Consider the following 17,922-nt stretch of genomic DNA (forward strand, 5'->3'; position numbering starts at 1 on the left):
CCCGTCAGATGTTTATTGTCTCGGGATGCTTGATATTCCGAACAGCCGGAGCCTATTTTGTACGGGTTGCCGTTCGCGGCTCGCACATAACAAGGATTGCGTCATGACGACCGATGGCCAGTGTTCACTCGCACAGCGATTGACGGGCATTGATGAGATTGAATGTGTCACGCCGGATTTGAATGGCGTACCCAGGGGCAAGGTAATGAGCGCCGAGGGCTTCCTTGAAGGCCGGCGGTTGCAGATGGCGCGCGGTGTGCTGCTGCAATGCATCATGGGCGGATATCCGCCAGCGCGCTTTTACGGCAGTGACGACGGCGACCTGGCGTTGGTGGCCGATCCACAGCAGATCCACCGGCTGCCGTGGAGCCATCCGCCACGCGCCTTGGCGATCTGCGACGCCGATGAGCTCAGCGGCGAAAGCTCACCTCTGTCGACGCGCGGTCAGCTCAAGGCCGTGATCGCTCGATATGCGACGCTCGGGCTAGCGCCGGTAGTGGCGACGGAGCTGGAGTTTTTTGTGTTCGCGCCCAACCCGGATCCTTCCCAGCCATTCCTGCCGCCGATGGGCCTGGATGGTCGTCGCGAAGATGGCCAATCGGCGTTCAGCATCAGTTCCAACAACGGCCTGCGACCGTTCTTCACCGAAGTCTATGAATGCATGGCGGCGCTAGGCCTGCCGCGCGACACGTTCATGCATGAAATGGGCGTCAGCCAGTTTGAAATCAATCTGCTCCACGGCGATGCTCTGCTGTTGGCCGACCAGACGTTCCTGTTCAAGCATTTGCTCAAGGAGGTGGCCCTCAAGCATGGCCTGACGGTGGTCTGCATGGCCAAGCCGCTGGCGCGAACGCCGGGCAGTTCGATGCACATTCACCAGAGCATCGTCGAGCTGGGCAGCGGTCGCAATGTATTCAGCGACGATGCGGGCGAGCCGACCGCGACGTTCCGGCACTTCATTGGCGGGCAGCAGGCCGGCATGGCGGATTTCACCGCGCTGTTCGCGCCAAACGTGAATTCCTACCACCGCCTCTGCCATCCATTCGCGTCGCCAAACAATGCCTGTTGGTCCCATGACAATCGTTCGGCCGGGCTGCGCATTCCTGCGAGTGCGCCGGTAGCCCGGCGGGTCGAGAACCGCTTGCCGGGAGCCGATGCCAACCCTTACCTGGCGATTGCCGCCAGTCTGGCGGCGGGGCTCCATGGCATCGAGAATCGCCTGGAACCGGGTGCCGCGATCCAGGGCGAGTTCGAGGTGCCGGAGAATCTTTCCCTGCCATGTACCTTGCATGCAGCGCTTGAACGTCTCAAGCGTAGCCACTTGGCGAAGGAACTGTTCGGTAGCGAGTTCATCGAAGGTTACGTTGCCTCGAAAACCCTGGAACTGACCAGTTTCTTTGACGAAATCACGCCCTGGGAGCGGCGCGTTTTGGCGGCCCAGGCATAACGAACCGTCGCATTCGGGCTATCTTCCAAAGATAGCCCTTACTTACCTCAAGGAGCCGCTCGGAACGCCGATGCGCCAAATCTGGAAACCTTTTCGAGCGCTTTATTTCGCCTCGCTGATGATGCTCATTGGCTCAGGCCTTCTGAGTACTTACCTGGCCCTGCGCCTGGCCGCCGACAATGTGGACAGCCTGTGGGTCGGTGCGCTGATGGCGGCGAACTATTTCGGCCTGGTGCTGGGCGGCAAGATCGGCCACCGGCTGATTGGCCGCGTCGGGCATATCCGCGCCTATTCGGCTTGCGCCGGGATCGTCGGTGCGGCGGTATTGGGCCATGGCCTGGTGAACTGGCTGCCGGCCTGGATCGTGCTGCGGATGATTGTCGGCCTGGGCATGATGTGCCAGTACATGGTTATCGAAAGCTGGCTCAACGAGCAGGCCGATGCCAAGCAACGCGGGGTAGTGTTCAGCGGCTATATGATTGCTTCTTACCTGGGGCTGGTGCTGGGCCAACTGATCCTGGTCATGCATCCGGCCCTGGGCCTTGAATTGCTGATGTTGGTGGCGTTGTGTTTCGCCCTGTGCCTGGTGCCGGTGGCATTGACCCGGCGGATTCACCCGGCGCCGTTGCATCCGGCTCCGATGGAGCCGCGCTTCTTTATCAAGCGCGTACCGCAATCGTTGACCACGGTGTTGGGCTCCGGGCTGATCGTCGGCTCCTTCTACGGCCTGGCACCGCTGTACGCCTCCCAGCAGGGCCTGAGTACCGAGCAGGTCGGCTTGTTCATGGGCTGCTGCATCTTTGCCGGCCTGCTGGTGCAATGGCCGCTGGGTTGGCTGTCGGATCGTTACGATCGGGCCCTGTTGATCCGCTGCTTCGCACTGGCCCTGGTGGTGTGTGCCTTGCCGCTGGCCATCCTGTCGAAGGCGCCGCTGGAAGTATTGTTCATCGCCGGTTTCTGCTGTTCGTTGGTGCAGTTTTGCCTGTACCCGCTGGCGGTCGCGTTTTCCAATGACCACGTCGAGGGTGATCGCCGGGTGTCGCTCACCGCGATGCTGCTAGTGACCTACGGCGTGGGCGCCAGCATCGGCCCGTTGGTGGCCGGGGTGCTGATGAAGCTGTACGGCAGCCAGATGCTCTATGGCTTTTTTGCCCTGTTTGCCTTGCTGCTGGTATGGCGGATCCGACCGAAAGCGGTCACCAACCTGCACCAGGTCGACGACGCGCCGCTGCATCACGTGGCCATGCCGGACAACATGACCAGTTCACCCTTGGTGGCGTGCCTCGATCCGCGGGTCGACGAGCAAGTGGTGCAGGAGCAGATGCAGGCCTCGCCCAATCCGGACGTCGAGCCCGAGCCTCAACCTGAATTGGAGCCGGTCACCGAAGGCGCCGACGACGAACTGCCACCGTCCGATTTCACCCAGGCCAGGCCCTGAGACCGGCATAAAAAAAACGGGCAATCCTTGCAAAGGGATTGCCCGTTTTTTTATAGCGCGCCGGAAATCAGAAGTCGTCTTTATCGAACCGACGGGCTTCACGCTGCAATTGATACACGAAGCGTTCCACCTGGCGTTGTACCAGGCCGCTGATGTTATGGAAGCGCACGCCTGCGAACGTGGTGTTGATCCGCTCTTCGAAATGCAGGTACCGTAGTTCCACCGGCGCGGTCATGCTGCCAAACGGTAGGGCGGCGATGAAGCGCTCGTAAACCTGGCCCAGCTGCAGCCGTTCAGTGATATCGCCATCGAAGCGCAGCTTGCAGCCGGTTGCGGAAATATCCAGCAGCTTGCCATTCACCGGTGATTTGAGCTTGTCGCCACCCAACTCCACGTTCACCAGTTGCGCCAGTTTCAATGCGGCCCGGAAAGCGTTGCGGCGCTGGTGATAAACCACTTCTTCAGGCAAGGCGCCGCGATAGCAGCGGCCATCGCTCGATTCCTGAATGGTCAATGGGCCGTTGCCCTCCCACGCGATGCGCACGCCGTCATGGAAACCCTCGACGCGAAACGGCTCGCCGGCCAGTAGGAAACGTTCACCGTCCCGAGGAATCATTTCGTCCAGGGCGATGGTGTTGGTTTCGCGATCGACATCCACCAGGTAACTCTGGAACCGCTGGCTGCGCTCGTGGAAGGTGATGATCAGCGGGTCGTGACTGTCTTGCAGCATCCGCAGATTGCCGGAGATTTCCAGAGGGGTGGCGAGGACCTTGGGCGGCTGCGGAGCATCATCCGCGTTTGAGGCATTGAACACGGTGGGTCAATCTCCAGGCAAAATACGACTACAAAGAGCCAGCATTTTGCCAGCATGTATCGCGCGTTGATAGTGCTCCGGCATCGTTCGCTTCATGCCTGGCTGAGCGGGCGGTGCTTGACCATTTTCGCGGTCGAGCCGCGAGCGTCATAGAGCGTCGGGATTTCGCCGCCATTGAGAATACGCAACTGATTGGCGGTGGCGGCCTGTTGCATCAGGATAGACTGGCCGTTTCGAGCATTGGCGGCCTGGCACTGGTTGAGCAGGTCGTTGAGCACGGCGCTTTGCGACAACAGCTGATCGCCGATCGACGATTGGCTGGCCAATTGCTCAAGGCCACTGTTATCGGCGGGCAGGTTGAGGCTGGCGAGGATTTCGCTGCGCTTGCGGCCATGCTGGTCGAGCAAAATGATCAATGCCTGCTTTTGCGCCAGAATATTTTCCAGCAGGGGCATGTCCCGCCCGTGCAATGCCAGGGCTTCGGTCTGCAACAGCTCCAACAATTGTTGCGCTGGAGCAAAGTCGTCGATGATCAGTTGCAATAAATGAGTGTCGTGCATGGCTGGCCTTGGGTCTTAAGCGTCCAAAAGCCTGGCGCAGGCGGGGGCCTAGCGCTGGGCTTCGAAGTTGAGCAGCTTGCTGGCTACACGGTTGCTGTCGACTTGATAGCTGCCATCGGCGATTGCTGCTTTCAACGCGGCCACGCGGGCGTTGTCGACGACAGGTTGATCGCGCAGCTTGTCAGTGACCTTCTGCAACTGTTGAGCCTCATTGCTGAGGTGTACCGATTCCCCGTTGCTGACAGTGGCGGCCTGGTCGGCTGGCTTGGATTTGTCGGTTTCGACGGTTTCCTTGCTGGCGCTGGTGCGCGCAGTGCCTGTCAGGGGCGAGGAGCTGTTTAAACGATTGAAATCGATGACCATGGTAAAAAACCTCTGGGTATTTGGACGCTTGCCATGTTTTCGGCCATCCCCAAAAAAACTTTAGGCTCATTTTTCAAATGAACGAGCGCACGTCCGCGCTTGCCTTCGTACAAGGCACAGTCTAGGGAACACCGAGGTCAAGCGCCAGCCTGTCTACCCTCCTTACAGCCTCTTACATAGCCACTTCCACCTGGCCAGGCGCTATCACCTGTGCCTTGATGACCCGTTGGGAATTGAGGTTTTTCACCCGAATCTGTTCGCGCATGCCACCGTTGGCCAGGGCCTCGCCGGGCATCCGCACGGCCAGGGTGCCGCTGCGAGCGGTGATGACCACCTGGTCGCCCTTGCGAACCACCTCGGCCTGTTCCAGATGCACCTGGGTCACCACCTGGTCGGCGACCATTGGTCGGACAAGTTTCTGCCCAATGGCCTCATCGACGGACGTCAGGAAACCCTGGCTGATCTGGCTGACGTCGCGCTCACGCAGCACCACGTCCTGCGGCTCGACGATCCCGGCCCGCTTGAGTGGGCGAGTGGTGGTGACAATTTCCCGGTACAGGCGCACTTGAGCGGGCACGAACACCGTCCAGGGCGCGGCGCTATCGCAACGAACCTTCACCGTGACGCGGCCCAGGGGCCTGGCCGGGCTCTCCAGCGAGGCAGTCAATTCCTTGTCGCACATCGGCATCCGCAGGCGCGGGTCGAGCTGGTTGACTTCAATCTCGTAGCGACCTTCGGTTTGACTGGTTGCCAGATAGTCTTCTACGGTGAACTCAAGAAAGCCCTGAGTGACGCCGATAAGGAGATCAGGCAAGGTTACCGCAGCGGCACCAAGGGCAGGACCGCCCGAAGCGAGCAGGCAGGCAGCCAGCAGTGCACCGAGCCAGTGGCGGCAGTGAGTGGTCAGGCGTCGAGAAAATGTCGTTTGTGCGTTCATGCCGGTTCAATAGCAAGCCCCGTGCCGTTTAGTGATGAATGCGCGTCGGACACATTAGCGTTAGGTAGGAGTCAGGGCATGGCGGGAGTGATGGATTCGGTAAACCAGCGCACACAGCTGGTGGGTCAGAATCGCCTGGAGCTGTTGTTGTTCCGTCTCGACGGCCGACAATTGTATGGGATCAACGTGTTCAAGGTTCGCGAGGTGCTGCAATGCCCCAAGCTGACCCTGATGCCGAAATCCAGTCCCGTCGTGTGCGGTGTGGCGAATATCCGGGGAGCGACCATCCCGATTCTCGACCTGGCGATGGCGACCGGTTCCGGCCGACTGCTGGACCAGAGCAATCCGTTTGTGATCATCACCGAGTACAACACCAAGACCCAAGGGTTCCTGGTGCGATCGGTGGAGCGCATCGTCAACATGAACTGGGAAGAGATCCATCCACCACCCAAGGGGACCGGCCGCGACCACTACCTCACGGCGGTGACCCGGGTCGATAACCAGTTGGTGGAAATCATCGACGTGGAGAAAATCCTCGCCGAAGTGGCGCCGACCCCGGAAACGATTTCCGTTGGCGTGATAGATGCCGAGACCCAGCACAAGGCGGTTTCCCTGCGGGTGCTGACCGTCGACGATTCCTCGGTGGCCCGTAAGCAGGTCACACGTTGCCTGCAAACGGTCGGCGTCGAAGTGATTGCGCTGAACGATGGGCGGCAAGCGCTGGATTACCTGCGCAACCTGGTCGACGAAGGCAAGAAGCCGGAAGAGGAGTTCCTGATGATGATCTCCGACATCGAGATGCCGGAGATGGACGGCTACACGCTGACATCGGAAATCCGCAGCGACCCGCGCATGCAAAAGCTGCACATCATCTTGCATACTTCGTTGTCTGGGGTGTTCAACCAGGCAATGGTCAAGAAGGTCGGCGCCGATGACTTCCTGGCCAAGTTCCGGCCCGATGACCTCGCTTCCCGAGTCGTCGAGCGAATCAAGTCAGCAGGCTAAAGGTCGGGCGCGTTGTGCGCCCGGCAAGTCAATACAGTGAAAAGAGGCGGTATTTTGTCTACGGGTAATTTGGATTTCGAACAGTTCCGGGTCTTCCTGGAAAAAGCCTGTGGCATCTTGCTTGGTGAAAACAAGCAGTACCTGGTGTCGAGCCGTCTCAATAAGTTGATGGAACAACAGGGCATCAAGTCATTGGGCGAGTTGGTTCAGCGTATCCAGACCCAGCCGCGCAGTGGCTTGCGCGAGATGGTCGTGGACGCCATGACCACCAACGAAACCCTGTGGTTTCGTGACACCTATCCCTTTGAGGTATTGAAGAACAAGGTATTGCCGGCGGCCATCAAGGCCAGCCCGGGCCAGCGCCTGCGGATCTGGTCGGCGGCCTGTTCGTCGGGGCAGGAACCTTATTCCTTGTCGATGTCCATTGATGAGTTCGAGCGCACCAACATTGGCCAGTTGAAAGGCGGCGTGCAGATCGTCGCCACCGACCTGTCCGGGACCATGCTCAACAACTGCAAGACCGGCGAGTACGACAGCCTGGCCATCGGCCGCGGCCTGTCGCCCGATCGCCTGCAACGTTATTTCGACGCCAAGGGACCGGGCAAATGGGTGGTCAAGGCGCCCATCAAGAGCCGCGTGGAGTTTCGCTCGTTCAACTTGCTGGACAGTTACGCCAGCCTGGGCAAGTTCGACATCGTGTTCTGCCGCAACGTGTTGATCTACTTTTCCGCTGAGGTGAAGAAGGACATCCTGACGCGCATCCACAGCACCCTGAAACCGGGTGGTTATCTGTTCCTGGGTGCATCCGAGGCGTTGAACGGCTTGCCGGACCATTACCAGATGGTCCAGTGCAGCCCGGGGATCATTTACCAGGCGAAGTGATTGGCTTGGATGGTAGAACGGGAGTCCCTAGGGGCTCCCGTTTTTTTTTGCGTGCTCATATTCAATCACCACTGTCCCCTGTGGGAGCGAGCTTGCTCGCGATAGCGGTATTGCAGACGACATCAACGTTGACTGACAGACCGCCATCGCGAGCAAGCTCGCTCCCACATTTTGATTTCCTTTGCCTGGATGAAAGCGGCAGAAAAGCGGCATCCGGCGGAAACCGATTGCCGCTTTTCTGGCATTGCCGCTTTGCCGTTGCCCGCAAAGCCCCGGTTTACGGGCTTTCGGAAAGTGGCACGGCGCTTGCTAAAGCCTTCGTACGTACATTCTGGTCACCCAAAGGTTTCCGACATGAGCATCAGCTTCGATAAAGCGCTCGGTATCCACGAACAGGCCCTGAGCTTCCGCGCCCAGCGTGCCGAAGTCCTGGCCAACAACATCGCCAACGCCGACACGCCGAACTACAAGGCCCGTGACCTGGACTTTTCCAAGGTACTCGCCGAGCAGAACGAGAAGACCAAGAACGGCCACTTCGCCTTGAACATGACCAACAGCCGTCATATCGAAGCCGAAGGCGTAGGCAGCGGCGACGAATCGTTGATGTATCGCACGCCGATGCAGCCCTCGGTCGACCAGAACACCGTGGACGCTCAACTGGAACAGTCCAACTACGCGGAAAACTCCGTGAACTTCCAGGCCAGCTTCACCCTGCTCAACAGTAAATTCAAAGGGCTGGTATCGGCCCTGCGTGGAGAGTAAGTCATGTCGATCGCGAGCGTTTTCAACATCGCCGGCAGTGCCATGAGTGCCCAGACCACTCGCCTGAACACCGTCGCCAGTAACATCGCCAACGCCGAGACCGTTTCGTCAAGCATCGACCAGACCTACCGCGCCCGTCACCCGGTGTTCGCCACCATGTTCCAGGGTGGCCAATCCGGCGGCAGCGATTCGCTGTTCCAGGACCAGGACGCGGCGGGGCAGGGCGTACAGGTGCTCGGCGTCGTTGAAGACCAGAGCAACCTCGAAGCACGTTACGAGCCAAACCATCCGGCCGCGGACGCCAAGGGTTATGTCTATTACCCGAACGTCAACGTCGTCGAAGAAATGGCCGACATGATTTCCGCCAGTCGTTCGTTCCAGACCAACGTCGAAATGATGAACACCGCCAAAACCATGATGCAGAAGGTCCTGACCCTCGGTCAGTGATAAGGGGCGATTCATATGAGCGTCACCAATACAACAGGCGGTTTGAGCCTCAACGAGATTCTGGCCAACTCCTCGGTCAAGACCAATACCAAGGCCGATGGCCTGGGTGCGGCGACCAATGCGGCGAGTGGCAACCAGGAATTGGGCAAGGATGCGTTCCTGCAACTGCTCGTGACCCAGCTGAAAAACCAGAACCCGCTGGAACCCCAGGACAACGGTGAGTTCGTGGCCCAACTGGCGCAATTCAGCAGCCTGGAAGGCATCACCACGCTCAACGAAACCGTGAGCGGCATTGCCGGCAACTACAACTCGTCACAAGCGTTGCAGGCTTCGTCCCTGGTCGGCCGCTCGGTGATCGCTCCGGGTGACAAGGCCGTGGTCGACACCTCCAAGAGCCTCAACGGCACCGTGGTGGTTCCGGCGGCGGTGTCCTCCCTCACCGTCAAGATCATGGACAAGGATGGCAAGACCGTCCGCACCATCGACCTGGGCAGCCAGAAGTCGGGCAACTCTGCCTTCATCTGGGACGGCAAGAACGACGCGGGCACGACGGTAGAGTCGGGCACGTACACCTTCGCGGCCTCGACCACCATCGATGGCAAGGCCACGTCGCTGATCACCAACCTGCCGGCCACGGTCAGCAGCGTGACGATCAGCCAGACGGGCGGTGAGCTGATGCTCAACCTGGCCGGGCTGGGCAGCATCGCCCTGTCCAAAGTACAAACTATTGGTATGTAGAGCCGACTAACCGGCAAAAGGAGTCAACATGTCTTTCAACATCGGCCTTAGCGGTCTCTATGCAGCCAACAAACAGCTGGACGTGACCGGCAACAACATCGCCAACGTGGCGACCACCGGTTTCAAATCGTCCCGCGCGGAATTCGAAGACGTCTACTCGGCCACCAAGCTGGGTTCGGGCAGCAAGACCGTCGGCAACGGCGTGCGCCTGGCCAACGTTTCCCAGCAGTTCGGCCAGGGTGACGTGAACAACACCGGCAACGTGCTGGACATGGGGATCCAGGGCCAGGGCTTCTTTGTCCTGAGCAACGACGGCTCCCTGAGCTACACCCGTGCCGGTACTTTCAAGACCGACAAGGAAGGCTACGTCACCAACAGCGATGGCACGGCTCGTTTGCAGGGCTATGGCGTGGATGCCAACGGCAAGATCCTCAACGGTATCCTGACCGACCTGCGCATCGACACCTCGAACCTGCCGCCGCAAGCCACCAGCCTGGTTTCGTCGACCATCAACCTGAACTCGACGGCGACGCCGATCACTGCCGCGTTCAACCCGGCTGACACGGCGACCTTTACCAAGCAGTTCACCACCCCGATCTACGACACCCAGGGTAACCAGCACTCGATGGACCAATACATGGTCAAGACAGGCTCCAATACCTGGAACGTCTATACCTTGATCGATGGTCGTAACCTCAATGGCAGCTTGCCGACCACGACCGGTGCGACCGCGCCTGTTCCTTCGACCATGAACTTCGATTCGAGCGGCAAGTTGACCACGGTCACCACTCCGCCAGCGACCGTCAATAGCGATCTGGTGTTGACCGGCTGGGTTCCGGGCACCGTGACCAACGGAACCTGGACCGCCAACGGCGCCGCCAGCGCACCGACCATCACGATTTCGATGGGCAACACCACTCAGTTCAACGCCGACACCGCTCGTTCGATTCCTGCCCAGAACGGCTACGCCACCGGCCAGATCACCAACCTGACCATCGATGGCAGCGGTGTGATGCTCGCCAACTTCAGCAACAACCAGACCAAGCCGATCGGCCAGATCGCCCTTGCCAGCTTCACCAACGAGCAAGGCCTGCAGCCAGTAGGCGGCACCAGCTGGAAGGAAACGTTCGCCTCGGGTATCCCGGGCTACGATGCTCCACAGACCGGCACCCTGGGGTCGATCGTCTCCAACTCCCTGGAGGAGTCCAACGTCAACCTGACCAACGAACTGGTCGAGCTGATCAAGGCGCAGAGCAACTACCAGGCGAACGCCAAGACCATCTCTACCCAGAGCACCATCATGCAGACCATCATTCAGATGGCTTGATGCCGAAGGTCGCTTGAAAGCTGCACAAGGAGCCCCTCGAAAGAGGGGCTTTTTCATGAGCTTCAGTTTTGTATTGTTTGGGCCTGCCTCTTCGCGAGCAGGCTCGCGAAGAGGCAGGCCCAGGCGCCTACTTTTCGCCAGGCAAAAGAAAACCCCCGATAAACCAGCGGTCTATCGGGGGCTTCTTTCAGCGGGCGCCTTTACGCGCCCACCCGCTCAGCTTATTGGCAAGCTTCGCAATCCGGCTCATCGATCGCGCAGGCTTTTGGCACTGGCGCAGGTCCTGCTGGAGCAGCCAGGACTGAGTCATCACCGTGGTTGCCGCCAGCGGAAACCGCGTTCAGCTTGCCGGTGTTGATGGTCGACTTCTCGGTGCTGGTGGCGGCCAAGGCACGGAGGTAATAAGTCGTTTTCAGGCCACGGTACCAAGCCATGCGGTAGGTCACGTCCAGCTTCTTGCCCGAGGCGCCGGCGATGTACAGGTTCAGCGACTGAGCCTGGTCGATCCACTTCTGGCGACGGCTGGCGGCGTCTACGATCCACTTGGTGTCCACTTCGAACGCGGTCGCATAGAGCGCTTTGAGCTCTTGCGGGATGCGCTCGATCTGCTGCACCGAACCGTCGTAGTACTTCAAGTCGTTGATCATGACCGAGTCCCACAGGCCGCGGGCCTTGAGGTCGCGAACCAGGTACGGGTTGATCACGGTGAATTCGCCCGACAGGTTCGATTTCACGTACAGGTTCTGGTAGGTCGGTTCGATCGACTGCGACACGCCAGTGATGTTGGCGATGGTGGCGGTCGGTGCGATGGCCATGATGTTGGAGTTACGGATGCCTTTCTGCACACGGGCGCGAACCGGTGCCCAGTCCAGGGTTTCGTTCAGATCCACGTCGATGTACTTCTCGCCGCGCTGGGCGATCAGGATCTGTTGCGAGTCCAGCGGCAGGATGCCCTGGGACCACAGCGAACCCTGGAACGTCTCGTACGAACCGCGCTCGTCGGCCAGGTCGCAGGAAGCCTGGATCGCGTAGTAGCTGACCGCTTCCATGGACTTGTCGGCGAACTCGACCGCAGCGTCCGAACCGTACGGGATGTGCTGCAGGTACAGCGCGTCCTGGAAGCCCATGATGCCCAGGCCGACCGGACGGTGCTTGAAGTTGGAGTTCTTCGCTTGCGGCACCGAGTAGTAGTTGATGTCGATCACGTTGTCGAGCATGCGCACGGCGGTGTTCACGGTGCGTTGCAGCTTGGCGGTGTCCAGCTTGCCGTCGACGATGTGGTTCGGCAGGTTGATCGAGCCCAGGTTGCAGACCGCAATCTCGTCCTTGTTGGTGTTCAAGGTGATCTCGGTGCACAGGTTCGAGCTGTGGACCACGCCCACGTGCTGCTGCGGGCTGCGCAGGTTGCACGGGTCCTTGAAGGTCAGCCATGGGTGGCCGGTCTCGAACAGCATCGACAGCATCTTGCGCCACAGGTCTTTGGCCTGGACGACTTTGAACAGCTTGATCTTGTTGTACTCGGTCAGGGCTTCGTAGTACTCGTAGCGCTCTTCGAAGGCCTTGCCGGTCAGGTCATGCAGGTCCGGCACTTCGGACGGCGAGAACAGGGTCCACTTGCCGTCATCGAAGACGCGCTTCATGAACAGGTCAGGGATCCAGTTGGCGGTGTTCATGTCGTGGGTACGACGACGATCATCACCGGTGTTCTTGCGCAGCTCGATGAACTCTTCGATGTCCATGTGCCAGGTTTCCAGGTAGGCACAGACCGCGCCCTTGCGCTTGCCGCCCTGGTTGACCGCAACGGCGGTGTCGTTGACCACTTTGAGGAACGGCACGACGCCCTGGGATTTGCCGTTGGTGCCCTTGATGTACGAGCCCAATGCGCGGACCGGGGTCCAGTCGTTGCCCAGGCCACCGGCGAATTTGGACAGCATGGCGTTGTCGTGGATTGCGCCGTAGATGCCCGACAGGTCGTCCGGCACGGTGGTCAGGTAGCAGCTCGACAGCTGTGGACGCAGGGTGCCGGCGTTGAACAGGGTCGGGGTCGAGGCCATGTAGTCGAAGGACGACAACAGGTTGTAGAACTCGATCGCACGGTCTTCACGCTGCTTCTCTTCGATCGCCAGGCCCATGGCCACGCGCATGAAGAAGACCTGCGGCAGTTCGAAGCGCACGCCATCCTTGTGGATGAAGTAACGGTCGTACAGGGTTTGCAGGCCCAGGTAGGTGAATTGCTGGTCACGCTCGTGGTTGATCGCCTTACCGAGTTTTTCCAGGTCGAATTCGGCCAGGACAGGGTTCAGCAATTCGTACTCGATACCCTTGGCGACATAGGCCGGCAGGGCCTTGGCGTACAGGTCGGCCATTTCGTGGTGGGTCGCGCTCTCGGCGACTTCCAGGAAGCTCAGGCCTTCGGCGCGCAGGGTGTCCATCAGCAGGCGCGCGGTCACGAACGAGTAGTTCGGCTCGCGTTCCACCAGGGTCCGCGCGGTCATCACCAGGGCGGTGTTGACGTCCTTGAGGGCGACGCCGTCATAGAGGTTCTTCAGGGTTTCGCGCTGGATCAGGTCGCCATCGACTTCTTCCAGACCTTCGCAGGCCTCGGTGACGATGGTGTTCAGCCGGCCCATGTCCAGCGGCGCGAGGCTGCCGTCGGCGCGTGCGATGCGGATCGAAGGGTGAGCCTGGACCGGCGCGTCGGCCGGCGCGCGGGTGGCGCGCTCCTTGGCGCGGGAGTCACGGTAGATCACGTAGTCGCGAGCCACTTTCTGCTCGCCGGCACGCATCAGGGCCAGTTCGACCTGGTCCTGGATTTCTTCGATGTGGATGGTGCCGCCCGAAGGCATGCGACGTTTGAAGGTCGCGGTGACCTGTTCGGTCAGGCGGGCGACGGTGTCGTGGATTCGCGACGAGGCGGCAGCGGTGCCGCCCTCAACTGCGAGGAACGCTTTGGTGATGGCGACGGTGATCTTGTCATCGGTGTAGGGAACGACAGTGCCGTTACGCTTGATCACGCGCAGTTGGCCCGGCGCGGTGGCGGACAGATCCGGGCTCGAATCGGCGGCCAGCGGCGCGGTGCCCTGCGGGTTCTCGCGAGTTGTGTCGGTGTGCATGGGTGTCTCCACGTTCTCTATGTTTATTTGGGCACCATCACGGTGCCCACCGTTCCGTCCTGAAGCACTACAACCGACTGGCGCCGGGTATAACAACTTCGGGACAGTAGGGCGCGGGCCTGCGGCGTCGCGTCCATCCGAAGTTCTTGGATCGCGAGCCTGGGCTCGGAACCTGGTTTATCAAGGTGGCAGCAAAGGACTGCAACACCCGTACCGTTCCGGTCGTTTTCGACCTTGGAAACGGTTGCCATCCGCAGGGGCGGTCTGGACTTGTGAAACAGCGGTGTTGCAGAAGGACAGAGGCGAGAAAAGCGCTTGAATTCTCTATCCGACTTGTGTTTGGTTTTTGGCCGAAAACCCTACATGTAGGGTTTTTTACGCGGCGGGCTACAAGATAATGCGTTTTCGGACATGAATCAACGTGCTGCCTGTGGATAAGCCTGTGCGTAATTTGTGTGCGAAACTAGGAACTCCTCTGTAGGCCGCGACCTAGCTGGAGCGAGCCTTTTTTCAACGATTCTGACGACTCGAAAACCGGCCGGAGTTTTTTGCGGGCGCGGACGTTACCACACAAATCCAACCCGACCGAACGCATTTGTCCGCTTGTTTTCTGCGCAAGCCGCGTTTATACAATCGGCCGGTGCATGGGCGTGTTTATCCTCCTTTAACATGACAAACGATGGAGGGGCGGTGGGCATTGTGGGAGCGAGCTTGCTCGCGATAGCGTCGGACCGGTAACGGTGATGCTGGCTGACCCACCGCCATCGCGAGCAAACTCGCTCCCACAGAGTTCCATGTGCCCCACAACAATAAGAGGCCCCCAGTGGAACAAGAAGCCTGGCAGATATTGATTGTCGAGGATGACCAGCGTCTGGCCGAGCTGACCCGCGAATACCTGGAAAGCAATGGCCTTCGCGTCGCCATCGAGGGCAACGGCGCGGTCGCGGCGCAGCGGATCATCGACGAGCAGCCGGACCTGGTGATCCTCGACCTGATGCTGCCCGGCGAAGATGGCCTGAGCATCTGCCGCAAAGTGCGCGAGCACTACGACGGCCCGATCCTCATGCTGACGGCGCGTACCGACGACACCGACCAGATCCAGGGCCTGGACCTTGGGGCTGATGACTACGTCTGCAAGCCGGTGCGGCCACGCCTGTTGCTGGCGCGCATCCAAGCCCTGTTGCGGCGCAGCGAGCCGGAGCCGTCCGTGCCGCAGAAACCGCGCCGCCTGGAGTTCGGGCCGCTGGTGGTCGACGACGCCTTGCGCGAAGCCTGGTTGCAGGACAAGGGGATCGAGCTGACCAGCGCCGAATTCGACCTGCTGTGGCTGCTGGTGTCCAATGCCGGACGCATCCTGTCTCGCGAGGAAATCTTCACTGCCCTGCGCGGGATCGGCTACGACGGCCAGGACCGCTCCATCGACGTGCGCATCTCGCGCATCCGCCCCAAGATCGGTGACGACCCCGACCATCCACGGTTGATCAAGACCATTCGCAGCAAAGGCTACCTGTTCGTTCCCGAAGCTTGCGTAGACGCCGCTCCGTGAACTCGATCTTCCTGCGCATCTATGGCGGCATGTGCGCGGCCTTGGTGTTGGTCGCGGTACTGGGCGTACTGGCGCTGCATCAGCTCAACCAGACGCGTGCCGAGCAGTACCGCGAGCGCCTGGCCCATGGCACGTTTTCCTTGATGGCCGATAATCTGCGGCCGATGAACGGCACGGAGCGCCGTCGTGCCCTGGCGGTGTGGGCGCGCCTGCTGGGCATCCCGCTGGAACTGCAGGCGCTCAGCCAGGCCGACCTCGACCTGGGCCAGCGCACCCGCGTGCTGCGCGGGCAGGTCCTGGTGGAACAGACCGGCCCCCACGCGGCGAAGGTCTATCGGCTGGTCAGCGACGGCGAGCAGTTGACATTGGTAGGGGAGGTTCGCCAGATCAGTGAGCAATTGGCCCGGGCGACAATCTATTTACTGGCCGACGAACTGGTGCGTTACCCGGTGGCCGAGCAGCCCGAGCGGCTTGCACAACTCAAACAGGAAAAGGGCTTCGGTTTCGATCTGCGCCTGATGACCGTCGACCAGGCGGACATGGACGAAGACCAGCGTCGTCGGGTGTCCGAGGGCGATACGGTGATGGCCCTGGGCAAGGGCGGCGACTCGATCCGGGTATTCGCCGGGATGGTTGGCACGCCGTGGGTCCTGGAAATCGGCCCCTTGTACCAGATGAATCCGTACCCGCCCGAATGGCTGGTGCTGATCGCGGCGCTGGGCTTGAGCCTGATCGGTTTGATCGTCTACCTGCTGGTACGCCAGTTGGAGCGACGGCTGCGCGGCCTGGAATCGGCCGCCACCCAGATTGCCCAGGGCAGCCTGGAGACCCGCGTGCCGGCCCGGGGCGCCGATTCGGTGGGGCGTCTGGCCGCTGCGTTCAACGCCATGGCCGAGCACTTGCAGCAGTTGTTGGCGATCCAGCGGGAGCTGGTGCGCGCGGTGTCCCACGAATTGCGCACACCGGTGGCGCGCCTGCGTTTCGGCCTGGAAATGCTCGGCAGCGCCAGCACGCCCGAGGCCCGGGACAAATACCTGGCGGGCATGGACCACGACATCGAAGACCTGGATCGGTTGGTGGATGAAATGCTGACGTATGCGCGCCTGGAGCAGGGGTCGCCGGCGTTGAACTTCCAGCGGGTGGATCTGGATGCGCTGGTCAATCAGGTCATAGAAGAACTGGGACCTTTACGCGCCGGGATCACGGTGGAGCGTGGCCTGTGCCTGTCGGCCGCCGATTGCGACGACGCCTGGGTCGAGGCTGAGCCGCGTTTCCTGCATCGCGCCCTGCAGAATCTGGTGGGCAACGCCATGCGCCATGCCCGATCACGGGTGACAGTGAGTTACCAGGTGGGCCAGTTGCGCTGCCGGGTCGACGTCGAGGATGACGGGCCGGGGGTGCCGGAGGCCGCGTGGGAACGGGTATTCAAGCCGTTCCTGCGCCTGGACGACAGCCGGGCCCGCGCCTCGGGTGGCCATGGATTGGGGCTGTCGATCGTGCGCCGGATCATTCATTGGCATGACGGCCGGGCCTTGATCAACAAGAGCAAAAGCCTGGGCGGGGCGTGTTTCAGCTTGAGTTGGCCGAGGCATCAGGATCGGTCCTGAAAGGTGCGGCGCCTATGCCGCCCCTTCGAGAGCAGGCACTGGAGGTCTCAGGCCTCGATCCCCACCAGGCTCAACAACTGCCCATCCCTCACCCCGAACTGCCCTTGCAACTCACTGCCATGGCGCCACTCGGGCGAAAGATCGGTCAGTAGTCGCAGCCGCACCTGCCCATCATGGGACCACTCCAGCACCTCGGCATGTTCGAAATAGAAACGTTGCCCAACGACCGGGTACAGCGCCTTGAACAGGCTTTCCTTGACCGAGAAGGTCAGCGTAACCAGCAGCGCACGATCATCGCGCGAGACGGTCGCCATGCGCAGCAGTTCCGCAGGCGTGAGGATTTCGCCCGCCAGGCGCTCGGCGCGTTCGGGGTCGAGCAGGTTTTCCAGGTCCATGCCCAGCCCTTGCCAACGCTGCTTCTTCGCGACAATGGCGGCCGCCCGGCCGGTACTGTGGGTGATCGAACCGCTGACATGGGCGGGCCACACCGGTGCGCGGTCTTCGCCGATGGCGGGAATACAGGCGATTCCATCAAGCCGATGCAAGGCCGCCCGGGCGCAGACTCGCCCGGCGAGGAACTCCGCCTGGCGCTTGGCCACCGAGCGCTGGATGCTCGCTGGCGGCTCGATAGCGCTGTTGGGGAAATCGGCGGCGACGAGCAGCAGCGGATCGAAACGCGTACTGAGCAGCACCGTATCGGCCAGGGCATCGGGCAGCAGCCACTGTTCATCCAGAGGCGAGCAGCAGGCGGGTAGGGCGGGGAGTGGGTTCATGCCCGGCATTTTGCCGGGTTGGCTTGAGGCTGGGTAGTGGGGGAGGCTGGGAGCCGGATGCTTTTGTGGCGAGGGAGCTTGCTCCCGCTGGGCTGCGAAGCGGCCCCAAGATTGTAGGCGACCGCTACGCAGTCGAGCGGGAGCAAGCTCCCTCGCCACAAGA

General features: G+C 61.0%; 16 protein-coding genes. 10 read left to right on the forward strand and 6 right to left on the reverse strand.

Annotation, left to right across the window (positions count from 1 at the left end):
* The first annotated feature begins 205 nt into the window (after window positions 1-205).
* A complete protein-coding gene (locus tag J3P76_RS06650) occupies window positions 206-1,447 on the forward strand; it encodes a glutamine synthetase family protein (RefSeq protein ID WP_434702023.1) in 1,242 nt (413 codons plus the stop codon).
* Between the two features lie 70 nt (window positions 1,448-1,517).
* Window positions 1,518-2,885 carry an MFS transporter gene (locus J3P76_RS06655; protein ID WP_420767489.1) on the forward strand — a complete coding sequence of 456 codons (1,368 nt, stop codon included), beginning with the start codon at window positions 1,518-1,520 and terminating at the stop codon, window positions 2,883-2,885.
* A gap of 67 nt (window positions 2,886-2,952) precedes the next feature.
* On the opposite strand, the gene J3P76_RS06660 is transcribed toward J3P76_RS06655, so the two are convergent.
* From J3P76_RS06660 to flgA, 4 genes are all read right to left on the reverse strand, one after another.
* Complete coding sequence (locus J3P76_RS06660) at window positions 2,953-3,699, reverse strand: flagellar brake protein (protein ID WP_420767488.1); 747 nt, start codon at window positions 3,697-3,699, stop codon at window positions 2,953-2,955.
* A 92-nt stretch (window positions 3,700-3,791) separates the two neighbouring features.
* Entirely contained in the window at window positions 3,792-4,259 is a 468-nt protein-coding gene (locus J3P76_RS06665; RefSeq protein ID WP_420767487.1) for a flagella synthesis protein FlgN, read from the reverse strand.
* A gap of 48 nt (window positions 4,260-4,307) precedes the next feature.
* A complete protein-coding gene (gene flgM / locus J3P76_RS06670) occupies window positions 4,308-4,622 on the reverse strand; it encodes a flagellar biosynthesis anti-sigma factor FlgM (RefSeq protein ID WP_420767486.1) in 315 nt (104 codons plus the stop codon).
* Window positions 4,623-4,794: 172 nt separating this feature from the next.
* Window positions 4,795-5,559: a flagellar basal body P-ring formation chaperone FlgA gene (gene flgA / locus J3P76_RS06675; protein ID WP_420767485.1), complete on the reverse strand. Its 765-nt coding sequence runs from the start codon at window positions 5,557-5,559 to the stop codon at window positions 4,795-4,797.
* A 78-nt stretch (window positions 5,560-5,637) separates the two neighbouring features.
* Between flgA and J3P76_RS06680 the strand changes: the two genes are divergently transcribed.
* From J3P76_RS06680 to flgE, 6 genes are all read left to right on the forward strand, one after another.
* Complete coding sequence (locus J3P76_RS06680; protein WP_420767484.1) at window positions 5,638-6,564, forward strand: chemotaxis protein CheV; 927 nt, start codon at window positions 5,638-5,640, stop codon at window positions 6,562-6,564.
* Window positions 6,565-6,618: 54 nt separating this feature from the next.
* Window positions 6,619-7,446 (forward strand): protein-glutamate O-methyltransferase CheR, encoded by an 828-nt coding sequence (gene cheR, locus J3P76_RS06685; protein WP_434607332.1) that lies wholly within the window; start codon window positions 6,619-6,621, stop codon window positions 7,444-7,446.
* A gap of 354 nt (window positions 7,447-7,800) precedes the next feature.
* The gene (gene flgB, locus J3P76_RS06690; RefSeq protein ID WP_420767482.1) at window positions 7,801-8,208 is read left to right on the forward strand and encodes a flagellar basal body rod protein FlgB; all 408 of its coding nucleotides are present in this window, start codon (window positions 7,801-7,803) and stop codon (window positions 8,206-8,208) included.
* A gap of 3 nt (window positions 8,209-8,211) precedes the next feature.
* A complete protein-coding gene (flgC, locus tag J3P76_RS06695) occupies window positions 8,212-8,655 on the forward strand; it encodes a flagellar basal body rod protein FlgC (protein WP_039591882.1) in 444 nt (147 codons plus the stop codon).
* Between the two features lie 15 nt (window positions 8,656-8,670).
* Window positions 8,671-9,393: a flagellar hook assembly protein FlgD gene (gene flgD, locus J3P76_RS06700; protein ID WP_420767481.1), complete on the forward strand. Its 723-nt coding sequence runs from the start codon at window positions 8,671-8,673 to the stop codon at window positions 9,391-9,393.
* A gap of 28 nt (window positions 9,394-9,421) precedes the next feature.
* Complete coding sequence (flgE, locus tag J3P76_RS06705; protein WP_434607330.1) at window positions 9,422-10,720, forward strand: flagellar hook protein FlgE; 1,299 nt, start codon at window positions 9,422-9,424, stop codon at window positions 10,718-10,720.
* A gap of 221 nt (window positions 10,721-10,941) precedes the next feature.
* Here flgE and J3P76_RS06710 read toward each other — a convergent pair whose 3' ends face one another.
* A complete protein-coding gene (locus tag J3P76_RS06710; RefSeq protein ID WP_434560221.1) occupies window positions 10,942-13,833 on the reverse strand; it encodes a ribonucleoside-diphosphate reductase subunit alpha in 2,892 nt (963 codons plus the stop codon).
* Between the two features lie 823 nt (window positions 13,834-14,656).
* On the opposite strand from J3P76_RS06710, the gene J3P76_RS06715 reads away from it, so the two are divergent.
* Together J3P76_RS06715 and J3P76_RS06720 are read left to right on the forward strand one after the other, a co-directional pair.
* Window positions 14,657-15,379: a response regulator gene (locus J3P76_RS06715; RefSeq protein ID WP_420767478.1), complete on the forward strand. Its 723-nt coding sequence runs from the start codon at window positions 14,657-14,659 to the stop codon at window positions 15,377-15,379.
* Window positions 15,376-16,986: an ATP-binding protein gene (locus J3P76_RS06720; protein ID WP_420767477.1), complete on the forward strand. Its 1,611-nt coding sequence runs from the start codon at window positions 15,376-15,378 to the stop codon at window positions 16,984-16,986. Before J3P76_RS06715 ends, J3P76_RS06720 begins: the two co-directional genes overlap by 4 nt.
* 47 nt (window positions 16,987-17,033) lie before the next feature.
* On the opposite strand, the gene J3P76_RS06725 is transcribed toward J3P76_RS06720, so the two are convergent.
* Entirely contained in the window at window positions 17,034-17,759 is a 726-nt protein-coding gene (locus J3P76_RS06725) for a 4'-phosphopantetheinyl transferase family protein (RefSeq protein ID WP_434607326.1), read from the reverse strand.
* Between the last annotated feature and the right edge of the window lie 163 nt (window positions 17,760-17,922).

The organism is Pseudomonas sp. D1-36, assembly GCF_051132205.1.
GTDB lineage: Bacteria > Pseudomonadota > Gammaproteobacteria > Pseudomonadales > Pseudomonadaceae > Aquipseudomonas.